The 16576-nt window shown below is 36.9% G+C and carries 14 protein-coding genes; 9 read left to right on the forward strand and 5 right to left on the reverse strand.

What is annotated here, in order from left to right:
• Positions 1 to 189: 189 nt before the first annotated feature.
• The 3 genes from lpxB to surE form a co-directional block, all read right to left on the reverse strand.
• Positions 190 to 1293: a lipid-A-disaccharide synthase gene (lpxB, locus tag EV200_RS05500; protein ID WP_132529995.1), complete on the reverse strand. Its 1104-nt coding sequence runs from the start codon at positions 1291 to 1293 to the stop codon at positions 190 to 192.
• 155 nt (positions 1294 to 1448) lie between these two features.
• The gene (locus EV200_RS05505; protein WP_132529997.1) at positions 1449 to 1721 is read right to left on the reverse strand and encodes a stationary phase survival protein SurE; all 273 of its coding nucleotides are present in this window, start codon (positions 1719 to 1721) and stop codon (positions 1449 to 1451) included.
• A gap of 10 nt (positions 1722 to 1731) precedes the next feature.
• Positions 1732 to 2574 carry a 5'/3'-nucleotidase SurE gene (gene surE, locus EV200_RS05510; RefSeq protein ID WP_132529999.1) on the reverse strand — a complete coding sequence of 281 codons (843 nt, stop codon included), beginning with the start codon at positions 2572 to 2574 and terminating at the stop codon, positions 1732 to 1734.
• 213 nt (positions 2575 to 2787) lie between these two features.
• Between surE and EV200_RS05515 the strand changes: the two genes are divergently transcribed.
• The gene (locus EV200_RS05515; protein WP_132530001.1) at positions 2788 to 5721 is read left to right on the forward strand and encodes a M16 family metallopeptidase; all 2934 of its coding nucleotides are present in this window, start codon (positions 2788 to 2790) and stop codon (positions 5719 to 5721) included.
• A 291-nt stretch (positions 5722 to 6012) separates the two neighbouring features.
• Here EV200_RS05515 and EV200_RS05520 read toward each other — a convergent pair whose 3' ends face one another.
• Positions 6013 to 7062, reverse strand: coding sequence for a glycoside hydrolase family 130 protein (locus EV200_RS05520; protein ID WP_132530003.1), 1050 nt, complete (start codon positions 7060 to 7062; stop codon positions 6013 to 6015).
• Positions 7063 to 7445: 383 nt separating this feature from the next.
• On the opposite strand from EV200_RS05520, the gene EV200_RS05525 reads away from it, so the two are divergent.
• Positions 7446 to 10541, forward strand: a complete 3096-nt coding sequence (locus EV200_RS05525; RefSeq protein ID WP_165877871.1) for a SusC/RagA family TonB-linked outer membrane protein — start codon at positions 7446 to 7448, stop codon at positions 10539 to 10541.
• Between the two features lie 17 nt (positions 10542 to 10558).
• Positions 10559 to 11938 carry a RagB/SusD family nutrient uptake outer membrane protein gene (locus EV200_RS05530; RefSeq protein ID WP_132530005.1) on the forward strand — a complete coding sequence of 460 codons (1380 nt, stop codon included), beginning with the start codon at positions 10559 to 10561 and terminating at the stop codon, positions 11936 to 11938.
• A gap of 70 nt (positions 11939 to 12008) precedes the next feature.
• Here EV200_RS05530 and acs read toward each other — a convergent pair whose 3' ends face one another.
• The gene (acs, locus tag EV200_RS05535) at positions 12009 to 13907 is read right to left on the reverse strand and encodes an acetate--CoA ligase (RefSeq protein ID WP_132530007.1); all 1899 of its coding nucleotides are present in this window, start codon (positions 13905 to 13907) and stop codon (positions 12009 to 12011) included.
• Between the two features lie 213 nt (positions 13908 to 14120).
• Between acs and rpmB the strand changes: the two genes are divergently transcribed.
• From rpmB to ftsY, 6 genes are all read left to right on the forward strand, one after another.
• On the forward strand, positions 14121 to 14354 hold the full coding sequence (rpmB, locus tag EV200_RS05540; protein WP_025145121.1) for a 50S ribosomal protein L28: 234 nt from the start codon (positions 14121 to 14123) through the stop codon (positions 14352 to 14354).
• Between the two features lie 42 nt (positions 14355 to 14396).
• Positions 14397 to 14579 carry a 50S ribosomal protein L33 gene (gene rpmG, locus EV200_RS05545; protein ID WP_010599807.1) on the forward strand — a complete coding sequence of 61 codons (183 nt, stop codon included), beginning with the start codon at positions 14397 to 14399 and terminating at the stop codon, positions 14577 to 14579.
• Positions 14580 to 14663: 84 nt separating this feature from the next.
• Positions 14664 to 14819, forward strand: a complete 156-nt coding sequence (locus EV200_RS05550; protein ID WP_010599808.1) for a DUF4295 domain-containing protein — start codon at positions 14664 to 14666, stop codon at positions 14817 to 14819.
• A gap of 118 nt (positions 14820 to 14937) precedes the next feature.
• The gene (locus tag EV200_RS05555; RefSeq protein ID WP_132530009.1) at positions 14938 to 15168 is read left to right on the forward strand and encodes a hypothetical protein; all 231 of its coding nucleotides are present in this window, start codon (positions 14938 to 14940) and stop codon (positions 15166 to 15168) included.
• Positions 15165 to 15578, forward strand: a complete 414-nt coding sequence (locus tag EV200_RS05560; protein WP_132530011.1) for a PIN domain-containing protein — start codon at positions 15165 to 15167, stop codon at positions 15576 to 15578. Before EV200_RS05555 ends, EV200_RS05560 begins: the two co-directional genes overlap by 4 nt.
• Positions 15578 to 16540: a signal recognition particle-docking protein FtsY gene (ftsY, locus tag EV200_RS05565; protein ID WP_132530013.1), complete on the forward strand. Its 963-nt coding sequence runs from the start codon at positions 15578 to 15580 to the stop codon at positions 16538 to 16540. The genes EV200_RS05560 and ftsY overlap by 1 nt, the downstream gene beginning before the upstream one ends.
• The last annotated feature ends 36 nt before the right edge of the window (positions 16541 to 16576 follow it).

Here is a 16576-nt window from a genome sequence, read left to right on the forward strand (position 1 = left end):
TATTCATTCGTTAACAGTTATTTGGTTAGTTATCTGATGATAAGATTGAATTGGGTCAATATTAAGCAAATATCCATCTATTAAAACGATTTAGTAAGTAAAAAACGTGTTACAAAAACGTTTTAGCTTAATTACGCCGGTAATGTAATACTTCAGAATTTATTGATGGATTAGAGGAAAAGCTTGAATTTAATTTAGATAAGATGTGATCAATTGTGCTGTTTTAGCTGATGCACCGGGCTTTCCCATCAAGCCTAACAATTGTTTATAATTACGGAGCATTTCATTTCTACCCTCCCCATCCAAGATCTGCACCAGCTCCTGGTTTACCTTTTGCGGATTGCAATCTTCCTGAATCAGTTCGGTCACAATTTTCCTATTTACGATGAGGTTAACGAGTGATATAAATTTGATTTTCACGAGCATCCTGGCGATTGCAATGGATATTGTGCCACCTTTATAAACCACTACCTGTGGTACTTCAAATAAAGCGGTTTCCAGCGTAGCGGTACCCGAAGCTACAATTGCAGCATGAGCCACATTCAACAGATTATAAGTGTTGTTAAAAAGTAAATGAACTTTTTTCTCTCCGGTAAACCGCTGATAATAACCTTCAGAAAAAGTTGGTGCAGCAGCAATGACAAAGGTATAGTCTGGATAATTTTCGGTTACACTCAACATCACAGGCAACAAACGTTCAATTTCTTGCTTTCTACTTCCAGGAAGTAAGGCAATTATTTTCTGATCACCTATTTTATGGTTTATCCGAAAATCTGCATCAGGGTTAAATTGTGCAATTTCATCCAATAATGGATTACCCACGTAATCTACTTCCATTCCCCATTCGCGATAAAAATCTACTTCAAAAGGCAGGATGCAAAACAGGTGGTCGACTATTTTTTTTATTTTAAGTACCCGTTTTTGATTCCAGGCCCATACTTTTGGTGAGATATAATAACAAACCTTAATGCCATTGGCTTTCGCAAAATCTGCTATTTTAAGGTTAAACCCGGGAAAATCAATCAAAATCAAAACATCCGGTTTCCAGCTAAGTACATCTTCCTTGCAGGCTTTCATGTTTTTAAAAATAGTTCGCAAATTCAAAACCACTTCTGTAAAACCCATGAAGGCCATCTCAGCATAATGCTTAACCAGTTCACCGCCTTCTACCTGCATTTTATCGCCACCAAAATACCTGAAAACAGCATGGCTATCCTCTACTTTTAAAGCTTTCATCAGGTTTGCACCATGTAAATCGCCGGAAGCTTCTCCTGCTACGAGGTAATATTTCATAATTCTTATGTTATAACAAAATCGTCATTGCGAGGAAGCACGACGAAGCAATCTTTTATATTGTTATCCTGATTCATTAATCCTTTTTTGTTCCGGAAAGATTGCTTCACCCCAGCTCATACTCCTCTTCTTCAGTTCGCAATGATGCCTGTTTTTTAGAAAACTTTATAAGCAAAGAAAATTAAAGCGCACAAAAATGTAGCTGCTAAAATTCCTCTTCCAATGTTGAGTTTATGGTATTTGAAAAAGTATTGCATGACATAAGCGTTGACGGCAATACTCCCAATATACAATAAATCGGCTTTCGCCAGAACTGCAACATGATGAATGATATACCAGGCCAATCCACATAAAATTCCCGGAATTATTAAACCCAGGCCGAGTCCAATCCAAACAGAATCATTCAGTTTCTTTAACTTATCATTCATTATTGATCGATTAACCTAAATTTATTCCATCAGGTGATGAAACCTGAATGGCCTGATCAGATTTTGCTTTATTCACTACATCAAAATCCCAGCTGCTTAAAGTTTGAATGGCGTGATGAGCGGTTAAATCAAATTGTACTGGAACAATGGAAACATATCCATGTTCTAAAGCCCATACATCGGTATCTTCTCCACGATCAAAATTTTCGAACACACCGGTAAGCCAATAGTAGGGCCGGTTGTAAGGATCGGTTCGCTCATCAAATTCTTCCATCCATTTAGCATTCGCCTGCCTGCAGATCTTTATGCCTTTTAAATCTCCACCTTTGGGGAAATTAACATTTAACAAAGTACCTTCCGGCAAACCATTAGCTAAAACCTGCTTACAAATATTTTTAATATACTTTTTGGTATGGCTAAAATCCGCATCAGCGGCGAAATCATCCATAGAAAAACCAATGGATGGAATCTTTTCAATGGCACCTTCCACCGCAGCAGACATGGTGCCTGAATAAAGCACATTAATAGAATTGTTCAATCCATGGTTAATTCCTGAAACACATAAATCAGGCTTTTTACCTTTGAATATTTTATTTACAGCAATTTTTACACAATCTACCGGTGTACCACTGCACTTATACATTTCTACACCTTCATAAAGAGAAACTTTATCAAAACGAATCGGCTTTCCAATTGTAATGGCGTGCCCCATTCCGCTTTGCGGACTATCCGGCGCAACCACTACTACATTGCCGATTTCCTGCATTACTTCCATCAGATTCTTTATTCCTGTGGCCGTAATTCCATCATCATTAACCACTAAAATATTAGGCTTAGAACTTTGCTTTGTCATACCGGCAAAAATACAGATAATTAAATTCAAGGCACAACAAACGCCAATTTAATATGCTATTTTCATTGGTTCACCATCTTTTGATTGAGATTTGTAAAAAGCATTTCATTCAATAAAAGAAAGCATATATATTTGGGTGAAAATGAGTGCCTTATTTCACATTCTAGAAATAGGCAAATAGGCACCATTTCCTTAAACCAAAACAACAATTCAATGAAAATCAAACTATTTACTTTAGCTTGTTTTCTAATTACAGGTACAATTGCCCAGGCACAAAATACCTATCAATGGAAAACAGGATCATCTGGTGGCTACAGCTATAAATATGTAACAAACGACCCCACCAAGACCCGTTTTTATACTTTAAAAAATGGCTTGACTGTTATTTTATCGCAAAATAATAAAGAACCCAATATTGTTTATAAAATGGCCGTTAGGGCGGGTAGCAATACTGATCCTCGAACCAATACCGGTTTGGCGCATTATCTGGAGCATTTATTATTTAAAGGAACAGATAAATTCGGCACTTTAAATTACGCGAAGGAAAAACCATTATTGGATAAAATTGAGGCCCTTTATGAAACCTACAATAAAACTACTGATCCTGTAAAACGGAAAGAAATCTACGCTGAAATTGATAAAGTTTCAGGAGAGGCGTCTAATTATTCTATCGCGAATGAATACGATAAAATGATGAAATCAATTGGTAGCGGTTCAACAAACGCACATACTTCGGTTGAGGAAACTGTTTATGAAGAAGACCTTCCATCTAATGCGGTTGATAAATTCTTATCTGTTCAGGCTGAGCGTTTCCGTTCACCAGTTTTCCGTATTTTCCATACTGAACTGGAAGCTGTTTATGAGGAAAAAAATATCGGCATGGATAATGACGGACGTAAAATGTATGAGAAAATGCTTTATGCTTTATTCCCAACACATAATTATGGTCAGCAAACCACTATTGGTACGATAGAGCATCTTAAAAATCCTTCTTTGGTAGAGATCAGAAAATATTACAACAAATATTATGTGCCCAATAATATGGCCCTGATTATGTCTGGTGATATTAATTACGATGACTTAATCAAAAAAGTGGATAAGGAATTTTCATACATGGTTCCAAAGCCATTGGCACTTTACAATCCTGCAGCAGAAAAACCCCTTACACAAGTACAAAAAGTTGATATTTATGGACCAAGTGCAGAAAACTTATACGTAGCTTATCGTGGTTTTGCACAAAATACACGTCAAAGTTTATTGCTTGATTTAATTGGCAGCATCTTATCTAATGGCAAGGCTGGTTTGATGGATATCAATATAAACAAGCAACAAAAGATGTTAAGGGCTGGTGCAGGTTATAACCAGATGAAGGACTATGGGATCTTCGTTTTATCGGGTTCTCCTAAAGCCGGACAAAGTTTAGAAGATGCGCAGAAATTATTATTGGAGCAGGTTGATTTGCTTAAAAAAGGTGAATTTGATGAAAGTTTGATCAAAGCTACCGTAGCGAACATCAAATTAGCTGAGTTACAGGCGTTCGATAATAATGATGTACGTGCAGATTATACCATGACTGCTTTTATTCAAAATCGTGGAACTGAATGGGATAAAATGCTGGCCTCTACCGATGCAATGGGTAAAGTAACCAAAAAAGAAATTGTAGATTTTGCTAACAAATTCTTCGTTAACGATTATGTTTCTGTTTTAAAACACAAAGGTGAAGATAAAAGCATTTTAAAAGTTGAAAAACCAACCATTACAGCGGTTAAAACCAATACAAATGAAGTTTCGCCATTCACTAAAACCATTATTGATGCTCTGGTTAAACCCATTGCACCTAAATTTTTAGATTATACCAAAGATCTGAATTTTGGTAAAGCTGGCATTGCAGATGTAATTACTGTTCAAAATACAGAAAATGGTATCTTCCGCATGAACTACCGTTTTGAGATGGGTTCTTATAATTACAAATTATTGCCATACGCATCGCAATACCTGGCTTTTTTAAGCACTGATAAATATTCTGCTGAAGATATCAGTAAAGCTTTCTATAACCTTGCCTGTAATTATACCTTAAATGTTGGCACAGATGTAACTACGGTAAGCTTATCTGGTTTGCAGGAAAACTTTGATAAAGCTGTTGCTTTATTAGAAGACGTATTGGCAAACTGTAAGCCAAACGAAAAGGCGCTGGAAGACCTGAAAGGCAGGATTTTAAAATCAAGAGATAATGCAAAATTAAATAAATCATCAATATTAAGTGGTTTAATGAGTTATGCACAATATGGTTCTGATAATCCATTTAATTATGGGATAACCAATGATGAAATCAAGAATATGAAATCATCTGACTTAATTTACTTATTGCACAATTTAACCAATTACCAACATACCATTACTTATTACGGACCTAAAACATTAAGTGCTTTTTCTGCGGATATTGTTAAGGTACATCCGTTAGCTAAGGATTTTACACCAGTGGCACCAATGAAGAAATTTGTTTACACCAAAACAGATTCTAATAAGGTATACTTTGCAGATTACGACATGGTGCAGGCTGAAATCCGCTGGGTAAGAAATGGTGGTTTATATGATCCATCAAATGCAGCAAAAATTAGCTTATTCAATAATTATTTTGGTGGTGGCATGGGCTCTATAGTATTCCAAACCATCCGCGAATCAAAAGCCTTAGCCTATTCAACTTTTGCGGTTTATTCCTCTCCAAACAGTAAGGAGAAAGAAAATGCTGTAATTGCTTACGTGGGTACACAAGCAGATAAAATGAATGAAGCTGTTGCCGGTATGAATGAATTGCTTACCACTTTACCTGAATCGGATAAGTCATTCAATCTTTCAAAAACAAATTCATTAAATAGTTTAGAAACTTCCCGTATTACAAAAGATGGAATTATTGCAAGCTATTTTTCTGATAAAAAATTAGGTTTTGATCACGATTCGAGAATAGATGAATATGCAAATCTTAAGCCATTAAGCTTTACAGATGTAAATGCTTTTCACCATGATAATTTATCTTCGAAGCCTTACAATTATTGTATTGTTGCTTCAGAGAAAAAAATCAATCTTGCAGATTTAGCCAAATTTGGTCCGGTGAATAAATTAACCTTAGAGCAGATTTTTGGATACTAAGTTAGACTAAAGCTTAAAGACTAAAGAAAAAGCGATTTCTGGAAACAGGAATCGCTTTTTTTATGAGTGTTGGTCTGGAAATGTTCTCCAAATCACTGAATTGTGGATTTGTAATCCACTTTAATAGAACATTAAAATTCGTAATAATCTGCGCTTCCTAGGAAGTAACGGTCAAGCAATGATATAAGCGTTGGTCTGGAAATGTTTTCCAGACCATTGAACTGTGGATTTGTAATCCACTTTAATAGAACATTAAATATTTCTTCAATCCAAACTTGTATGAATCAAAAACTACAGCCATTTCAATGCCCCCAAAATTTCCTGGATAGAAAATTTAGCTCCGCAAACAAATTCATCAGCGGCTCCATAATAAATCGTCAATACATCCCCATTCACAAGATGACCGTTAGTAAACACTACCTCACCAAAAAAACCATGTATTTCATAATCCGCTGTCGGCACCATAATGGGCTGTTCAGTTTGAGCCAGTATTTTTGATGGATCACTTAAATCCATTAAGAAAGCACCTAAACAATACTGGTGTTTCTCATTTGCACCATGATATATCGAAAGCCAGCCTTGTGCAGTTCTGATTGGGGCTGCTCCCGCCCCTACACGTTTGCTATCCCATTGATGGTTTCTGGTTTTGATCAGGCATTGATGGTTTCCCCAATGAATTGCATCCGGCGACTCGGCCAGCCAGATATAATTCCCACCTAAATCGACACTACTTGGACGGTGAAGGGCATAAAACTTTCCATTAATTTTTTCTTCAAAAATTGCACAGTCTTTATTATGTGGGGAAATAATCATTCCATGCTTTTTGAAGGTCTTCCAGTCTTTTGTAGTGCGAAGTCCTACACCTACCCCATGTGCAGATACGGCTGTATAGGTGAGGTAATAAGTATCATCAATTTGAGCGACCCGGCAGTCTTCTATTCCAAAGGCTTCATTTTTGCCTTCACCCTGCAATAGAGGAAATCCTTCAGGCTGATAAAAATGAATTCCATCTTCACTGCAAACCAAACGGAGGTGCGAAAGTGTGGTTAAATAATCCGTTCCTCTATAACGAATGATCCTTGGGTCGTCTGCTATTAATTCAGGATCATTTTCTTTTATCGATATAATCTCAATTCCTCCATCTTTCAGTACAGGAAAAGAAATAATACCAGGTTCCTGCTTGGGCCGCTCTGCCACCCGGATGATCATCCAGACTTTTCCATCAAAGCTAAATACACCTGGATTTAACAAACAGGCGATTTCTAAACCCGGTGTACTTGGAACCAAATCTGTTGGCGATAAAATTGGGTTTTCAGAAAACCGTTTTGCGTATTCCTTCATACATTCATCTTAAAATTGTTATTGCATTAAAATCAATCAGATTATTTAAAATAGTCGCCTGATATACCGTTTATATTTATTGTGGTTTATTTAAGTAATCATTCTGGCTTTTCTCACTGAACGATCATCAATACACACTCTTTCATTTAATTTTACTACAGTTTCCTTTCATTTCTAAAGAAAAAAAGTTTATAATTTTCATTAATTAACAGCAAACCCAAACAAAAAACAGGCGTTTTATAGCTTTTGTTTCAACCAGACCACGATGAAATGTTAAAAAGCACCCAAAAGTTGACGTTAATATATTTATCTGCTTTTTTTGATTAAATTGATATGTCTATTCTCAAAAACAAGCAACATATACTAACTAAAACTAAAAATTAATGAAAAAACTACTACTTAGTATGATTTTAACTTTCGGATTAATTTCATTTGCTTTCGCACAAAGCAAAGTCATTAGCGGTAAAGTTACTTCAGGCACATCCGGCCCTATTCCGGGCGTAAGCGTGTTTGTAAAAGGCTCACCAGCTAATATCACACAAAGTGATGCCACGGGCTATTACAAATTAACCGTTCCTAATGAAGCAAAAACACTTGTTTTTAGTTTCATTGGCTATACTACTATTGAACTGCCTATCAATGGAACTACAGTTAACGCGAATCTTAAAGAAGAAAACACCACACTTTCTGATGTGGTAGTGGTGGGTTATGGTACGCAGAATAAACGGGATGTATCTGGATCAGTTGCTTCTGTGAAATCTAAAGATCTGGAGAACTTACCTGTAACCAGTTTCGAACAAGCTTTGCAGGGTAAGGCTGCCGGTGTGCAAATATCTGCCCAAAACGGAAAACTCGGTCAGGGCATTACGGTTCGGGTTCGTGGTGCGGCTTCTGTTACTGCGGGTAGCGAACCGCTTTATATTGTAGATGGAATTCCCATTACTTCAGGAAACTTCTCAAGCACATCTTCTCCAACAAGTGCCTTGGCAGATTTAAATACAAATGATATTGAATCCATCGAGGTGTTAAAAGATGCTTCTGCTTCAGCCATCTACGGGGCAAGGGCATCAAATGGTGTTGTTTTAATTACCACTAAACAAGGTAAAAGTGGTAAAACATTAATCCAGTTTAATGCGCTTGGCGGAATAAGTACACCTTCAAATCATAGAGAATTTCTGAATGCCGAACAATATGTTCAACTCATGAGAAGAGCCGGACAAGGTGCTGCTAATCAGGATTTCTTAAATGGAGATTATACAACCTTACAGGAAGCACTTGATGACTATAGTACAATCGTTGAAAACAGATTGAACCGTTATTCTGCAGGAAACAATGATTATCAAACCTATAAAGTGAACACCAATTGGGAAAGAGAATCTTATCAGGATAATCCGGTAACGCAACAATACGATTTAAACCTTACAGGCGGAACCGAAAAAACAAAATTTTATATCGGCGGACAAGTTTTGGATCAAAATGGTATTATTGTTGGCAATAGCTACAAGCGTTACAGTGGAAGATTAAATCTAACTAATAAAGCGACTGATTTTTTAGAAGTTGGTGTGAATCTGAATTTTTCCAATAGTATCAATAACCGTCTGTCTAATGATAATGCCTTTTCCAGTCCGCTACAATCAGTTGCCCTATCGCCAATTACACCATTTATTGATCCAAGATCTGGTTTAATCAGTGGAACTTTACCTGGAGCTGCTACAAATTATCCCGTTTATTATAATCCATTCATTGGTATTGAAAATGCTGCATACAAAGCAACGGTTTACCGCACCATCGGGAAAGCGTTCGCCAATGTTAATATTGCTAAAGGATTAAAATTCAGCACTGATTTTTCTATTGACAACTTAAACCAGAATGAAGAAAGTTATTATGGCTCACTAACATTTAGGAATACAGGGACTTCCAATGGTGATGGACAAAATATCTCCACATTCGTAATTAATGCCAACACCAATAATTTCTTCAGCTACAATACCACAGCTGGCAAAAGTACTTTTGATGCTATTTTAGGAACAAGTTATCAAAAATCCACTACCAAATCTAGCAACATTGAGGGTCAGGATTTCCCAAGTGATGCCTATGTAAAGTTAGGATCTGCGGCCACAAAGGTAATTGCCTTAAGTAGTGAAAGTGCCTTTAGCTTTCTTTCCTATTTTTTCAGAGCCAATTACAAATACAATAACCGTTATTTAGTCGGACTTAGTGTTAGAGCAGATGGTTCATCCCGTTTTGGCGCAAACCACAGATATGGATATTTTCCTGCCGGATCGGTGGCATGGATTGCTTCAGAAGAAGATTTTTTGAAAAGCAGTGAAACCATTAGCTTATTAAAACTTAGAGCAAGTTATGGCCTTACCGGTAATGCAGAAATTGGTAACTATTCAGCAAGAGGCCTGTTTGCCGGAACGGGTGCTTATGGCGGCATAGCTGGTCAGATACCATCACAAATTGCTAATCCAGACTTAACCTGGGAAAAAACAAAACAACTGGATCTTGGATTTGATTTTGGCTTACTTAAAAACAGGATTACTGGTACATTTGATTTCTATCAAAAAAATACCACAGATTTATTACTGGACGTACGAATTCCCCAAACAACAGGCTTTGGCATTAAGACACAAAACTTAGGTGCCTTGAAAAATAATGGTTTTGAACTGGGCATTAATACCGAGAATTTCGTTGGTGCCTTTAAATGGTCTACTGCCATTACAGGTGCCATCAACAATAACAAAATCACCAATCTGGGCGGGCAAATCCTAAACTCAAATGAAATTAATGCCGCGGTGGAAGGACAGCCCATTGGTGTATTTTATTTACCAGAATATGCCGGTGTAAACCCAGCCAATGGCGATGCCCTATATTATTTAAATACCGTTGACCCAAACACAGGAAACATTAATAGAGGTACAACTACTAACATTAATGAGGCAGCAAGAATATTTGCTGGTAACCCAAACCCTAAATATACCTTCGGTTTAAACAATACATTTTCTTATCAAAACTTCGACTTAACTGTATTTTTTCAAGGCGTATCTGGCAATAAAATATTTAATGCTGGCGGCCAGTACATGAGTGCAAATGGCTCAAACGGATATGATAATCAGACTGTCGATCAAATGCAGTATTGGAATAAGCCTGGTGATATCACTTCAGTTCCTGAGCCTAGGTTAGGATATGGAAATGGAGTTGGGAACTCAACCAGATATCTATCAGATGGTAATTATGTCCGCCTTAAAACTTTAACCCTTGGCTATACTTTTCCTGCGTCAGTTTTAACGAAGATTAAACTTAGTAAACTGAGACTCTATGCCACAGCCCAAAACCTGGCGACTATTACCGGTTACAAAGGTTGGGACCCTGAGGTTAATGCAGATCATCAATCTACAAACATTAACCAGGGTGTAGATTTTTATTCTGCGCCCCAGCCACGGGTAATTTCATTTGGCATTAACATAGGTTTATAATTTACAGACGAATCAACATGAAAAAAACATATAAATATACTTTGCTCTTTGCATCTGCACTACTTTCTGTAGCCACATCATGTAGAAAAGCACTTGAAATTTCACCGGTAAACACTATTGAACAGGGTAAAGCATTACTCAGTTCAAAAGATGTAGAGGCTGCTTTGGTAGGTTCATATTCGGCACTTGGAAGCAGAAATCTTTACGGTGGCAGACCATTTCTAATGGCCGATTTTTTAGCGAATACCGATGCCATTGAATGGTATGGAACTTATGCCGAGCTCACACAAACCATCAATAAATCGCTATTAAAAACCAATACCTTTGTAAATAATATTTGGGCCGATAGTTATTCCGCAATTAATGATGCTAATAATGTACTGGCAGCGATTGACAAAGTAGATGCCACGAAAAAAAATAAAGTTGAAGGTGAAGCCAAATTTATCAGAGGATCGGTTTATTTTGACTTAGTGAGATTATTTGGGAAGGCTTATAATGATGGATCGCCATCAACCAACCCAGGGGTACCCATAGTACTAAGTCCTACTACAAATATTACTGACGGAAGTTATGTTAGCAGAGCAAATGTTGCCGCTGTATACGCGCAAGCTATTGCCGATTTAACCGACGCGGAGGCTAAGTTACCAGCAACTAATGGTTTCTTTGCTACAAAATTCGCAGCGGCAGGCATGCTGGCCAGGTTGTATTTGCAAATGGGAAATTATGCAGCAGCTGGAGCAGCAGCTAATCGCGTGATTACATCTGGCAATTATAACTTGACAAGTACTTTTATTTCAGCTTTTCCTAAAATGCCCGAACCAGGAAATTCAGGTCAACCAGCAGACAATACAAAAGAAGATGTCTTTGCAATTCAAGTGAGAACCTTAACAGGCTTTAACGGTTACAATGAATTTTATGCCTCACCAACCTATGGTGGTCGTGGAGACGCAGTAATCTCAAAAGATTGGATTGATCTTACGTATAGTAACGATGACGATCGTATTAATGCTTTTTATGATGATGGAGATATGTTCACTTCTAAGTTTGGCAATCAGTATGGAAATGTTCCAATTATTAGATTGGCTGAAATGTATCTGATTAGAGCTGAATGCAATGTACGTTTAGCCCCTGCTGCACCAATTGGCGGGCAAACTCCTTTACAGGATTTGGCCGTAATTAGAAGTAGGGCTGGATTAACCACAACCACAGCAACTTTAATAGATATACTGACGGAAAGAAAACTTGAACTTGCTTTTGAAGGCTTTGCGCTGCATGATGCCAAGCGAACTCAAACCAATATTGGATCTATTCCATGGAATGCAAATCAACTGGTATTTCCAATTCCTCAAATTGAAATTGATGCCAATAAGAATATCGTTCAAAACCCAGGTTATTAATCGCTAAATCATCTTAACAAAAAATGCTCCCGAAATTCGGGAGCATTTTTTATTTAAATCAATATTATACTTATTTCAAAGCCTTAGTAGCTTCAATAATTTCGTCCACAATAGCCGGATCCAACAACGTTGATGTATCACCCAAATTTGAAGTGTCACCCTCTGCTATTTTCCTTAAAATTCTTCGCATAATTTTACCGGAACGTGTTTTAGGCAAGCCTGAAACAAACAGAATTTTATCAGGCTTAGCAATTGCTCCGATTACACGGGTAACGGTTTGAAGAATATCTTTTTTAGTCAGTTCGGCTTCACCATGCATTTCCGGGTTAATCACAAAGGCATAAATTCCCTGTCCCTTCACATCATGTGGATAACCTACAACCGCACTTTCCACCACACCAGCATGCATATTGATGGCATTTTCTACTTCAGCGGTTCCGATTCTATGTCCTGAAACATTTAAAACATCATCTACACGACCTGTAATTCTATAATAGCCATCCTGATCGCGTAAACATCCGTCTCCAGTAAAATATAAATTTGGATAAGTAGAAAAATAAGTCTGTTTACACCGCTCATGGTCTCCATAAGTAGTCCTTAACATTCCCGGCCATGGAAATTTAATACAAAGATTCCCCATAACATCATTGCCAACAATTTCCTGACCGTTTTCATCCACCAGGATAGGCTGAATTCCAGGTAAAGGCAAAGTAGCAAAGCTAGGTTTAGTTGGTGTTACCGTAGCTATAGGCGAAATCATAATCCCTCCGGTTTCCGTTTGCCACCAGGTATCAACAATAGGCGCTTTACCCTTTCCAATTTTCTCATCGAACCAATGCCAAGCTTCTTCATTAATAGGCTCACCTACCGACCCTAAAACGCGGATACTGCTTAGATCTTTCTCTGCTAAGGGTTCATCACCATAACTCATTAAAGAACGAATAGCTGTTGGTGCAGTATATAACGTATTCACTTGATGTTTTTCTACAATATCCCAAAACCTCGATGGTGTTGGATAAGTAGGAATTCCTTCAAATAAAACAGATGTGGCACCTTGAGAAAGCGGACCATAAACAATATATGAATGCCCGGTAATCCAGCCAATATCTGCCGTACAGAAATAAACTTCGCCTGGCTGATAATTGAAAACGTTGGCAAATGTATAGCCTGCATAAACCATATAACCACCACAAGTATGTACCACACCTTTGGGTTTTCCAGTAGATCCCGAAGTATAAAGAATGAAAAGCATGTCTTCTGCATCCATTTCTTCAGCCTCACAAATATCATTAACATGTTTCACTTCATCTTCCCACCAAACATCACGTCCTTTTAACATAGAAACCGGGGTACGCACATGCGTCAGCACGATACATTTTTCCACTGTCGGGCAACCAATTAAGGCATCATCAATTACATCTTTTAAAGGAATTTGCTTACTTCCTCGATAGGCACCATCTGCAGTAATCACCACCTTACATTGCGAATCATTAATCCTGTCGGCAATAGATTTTGCTGAGAAACCTCCAAAAATTACAGAGTGAACGGCACCAATTCTGGCACAGGCCAAAACAGCAATAGCCAGCTCAGGAACCATTGGCATATAAATACAAATACGGTCGCCCTTTTTTGCGCCATTGCGTTTTAATACATTGGCAAAACGACAAACACGTTCGTGAAGCATTTTGTAGGTGAGCGTAACGCTTTCTTCTTCAGGGTTGTTGGGCTCCCAGATAATTGCTGGTTGATCACCTCTTTTTTCCAGATGACGATCAAGACAATTTTCAGTGATGTTAAGTTTTGCACCTTCAAACCATTTAATATTGGGTTCTTCAAAATTCCACGATAGTACCTTGAACCAGGGTTTACGCCACTGAAAATTTTGCGCAACTTCGCCCCAGAACTGTTCCGGATTTTCTACGCTTTTTTTGAAATCTTCCTCGTATTGCTTAAAAGATGTAATTTGCATTGCTCAATTATATGTTTTGGATTAGTATCGGCTAATTTAACTAAATAATGATAAGGAGAAATATCCAAAGGAGATTAAAATGAATCATCCATCATATTTAAAAAATATATGAAAATATTTACCGGCACTCTTGCGCTTTTCATTTATTATTCAGATATTTGCACACTCTTAAAAAAATTAAGCGGACGATATTAACAACTATATTTACAAGTCATGTCAAGAGTTTGTGATTTAACAGGAAAAAAAGCAATGGTAGGTAACAACGTTTCTCACTCAAACGTTAAAACCAAACGCAAATTTTACCCGAACCTTCAACTTCAGAAATTTTATATTCCTGAAGAAAACCGTTGGATTACGTTGAAAGTTTCTACTTCAGCGATCAAAACCATTAATAAAGTGGGTATCAGCGAAGCCATCAACCGTTTCGTTAAAAAAGGATTTTTGTAAAAACATTAACTGTTGAGATTAACAGTTTAAATTTATATTATAATGGCAAAAAAAGGTAACAGAGTTCAGGTTATTTTAGAATGTACTGAACATAAAGAAAGTGGCATGCCAGGTATGTCTAGATATATTTCTACCAAAAACCGTAAAAACACCACTGAGCGTTTAGAATTGAAAAAATTCAATCCGGTGTTGAGAAAAGTAACCGTACACAAAGAAATAAAATAATTGAACGATAGATTGATTGAATGATTGAGTTAAAAATTCTCTCATTCCAACATTCTCTAATTCGATCATTAAAAACATAAGAACATGGCAAAGAAAGTAGTTGCAACCCTTAAAACAGGTACAGGTAAAGAATATTCGAAAGTAATTACAATGGTTAAATCACCTAAAACTGGTGCTTACTCATTCAAAGAACTTATCGTTCATAACGACCACGTAAAAGATGCTATTGCATCCAAATAAGGTTAATATTTTTGATCTTGAAAATATTAAAGGCCGTTCCGTTTTAACCGGAAGGGCTTTTTTTGTTAGTGAAATTTACGATAGAAAATAATTGATTACCTTTGAAAAAATTAGAGCCATGGAAGCGTATAAATTTAAAACCAAAGTTTCTGAAAATGGAACAATCGTTGTTCCGGATGGCTTTGATGTAAAAAACAAAGAAGTAGAAGTGATTATTTTGGATGAGGTAGTTTCATTTCCAAAAAAGATGACAGGAGCAGAATTTGTTGAAAAATTTGCTGGAGTCATTCAAAATATTGATGCTGACAAAGCAAAGTGGGCGTATCTAAAGGAAAAACATAATCTATGACAATTCTATTTGATACAAACATCATTATCGATATTGCTTTAACTAGATTACCATTTTTTCAAGATTCATCTAAAATTTTTGCACGTATTGATGGAAACCAGATTAAAGGTTGCATAACTGCATCATCATTAACTGATATTTACTATATAATCAAAAAGAATTCAGATTATAAAAAAGCTATTTCATTTATCGAATCGTTAATCATGACAATAGACGTTTTGAATGTAAATAGAGATACCATAATGCTTGCCCTCCATTCCAACTTTTCTGATTTTGAAGATGCTGTTCAAAGTTCAGCTGCAGAATTAAATCATGTTGATTTAATTTTATCAAGAAACGTAAAAGATTTTACAAAAAGCAAAATACCAACTTTAACACCTACTGAATTCCTAGAAAAATATAAACAATAATGGGCTTATTTGATTTTTTCAAAAAGAAAGAGACTGCGCCTGAAGCTCAGGAAGCTTTAGATAAGGGTTTAGAGAAAACTAAAGATGGTTTCTTTAATAAAATTACCAAAGCCGTTGCCGGTAAATCTACCGTAGACGATGAAGTACTTGATAACCTTGAGGAAGTTTTAGTTACTTCCGATGTTGGCGTAAAAACCACCCTAAAAATTATTTCGCGTATTGAAGATCGGGTCTCAAAAGATAAATACCTCAATACTTCCGAACTGAATTTCATTCTTCGCGATGAGATACAGTTACTTCTATCAGAAAACAACAGCAACGATTTTCGCCAGTTTGAATATGGTGATTATAAACCCTATGTAATTATGGTGGTTGGTGTAAATGGGGTGGGTAAAACTACAACCATTGGTAAACTGGCACATAAATTAAAGGAATCGGGCTTAAAAGTTGTTTTAGGCGCTGCCGATACTTTCAGAGCCGCAGCTGTTGATCAGATTAAGCTCTGGGGTGAGCGTGTAGGTGTTAGAGTAGTGGCACAAGCCATGGGTTCTGATCCGGCATCTGTAGCTTTCGATACTTTACAATCTGCTGTGGCTAATGGTGAAGATGTAGTTATTATCGATACAGCCGGACGTTTACATAATAAATTGGGCTTAATGAATGAGCTTGGTAAAATTAAGCAGGTAATGCAAAAGGTTATACCTAATGCACCTCATGAGATTTTATTGGTTTTGGATGCTTCTACCGGTCAAAATGCTTTTGAACAATGCAAGCAATTTACAGAAGCTACTGATGTAAATGCTTTAGCTATCACCAAACTTGATGGAACTGCCAAAGGTGGAGTCGTAATCGGGATTTCAGATCAGTTTAAAATTCCGGTTAAATATATTGGTGTAGGAGAAAAAATTGGAGATTTACAGCTTTTCGATAAGAAAGAGTTTGTAAATAGTTTATTTAAATAGAATTTGAGTCGTCGTCATTGCGAGGCACGAAGCAAT

This window comes from Pedobacter psychrotolerans (genome assembly GCF_004340665.1).
GTDB classification, from domain to species: Bacteria; Bacteroidota; Bacteroidia; order Sphingobacteriales; family Sphingobacteriaceae; genus Pedobacter; species Pedobacter psychrotolerans.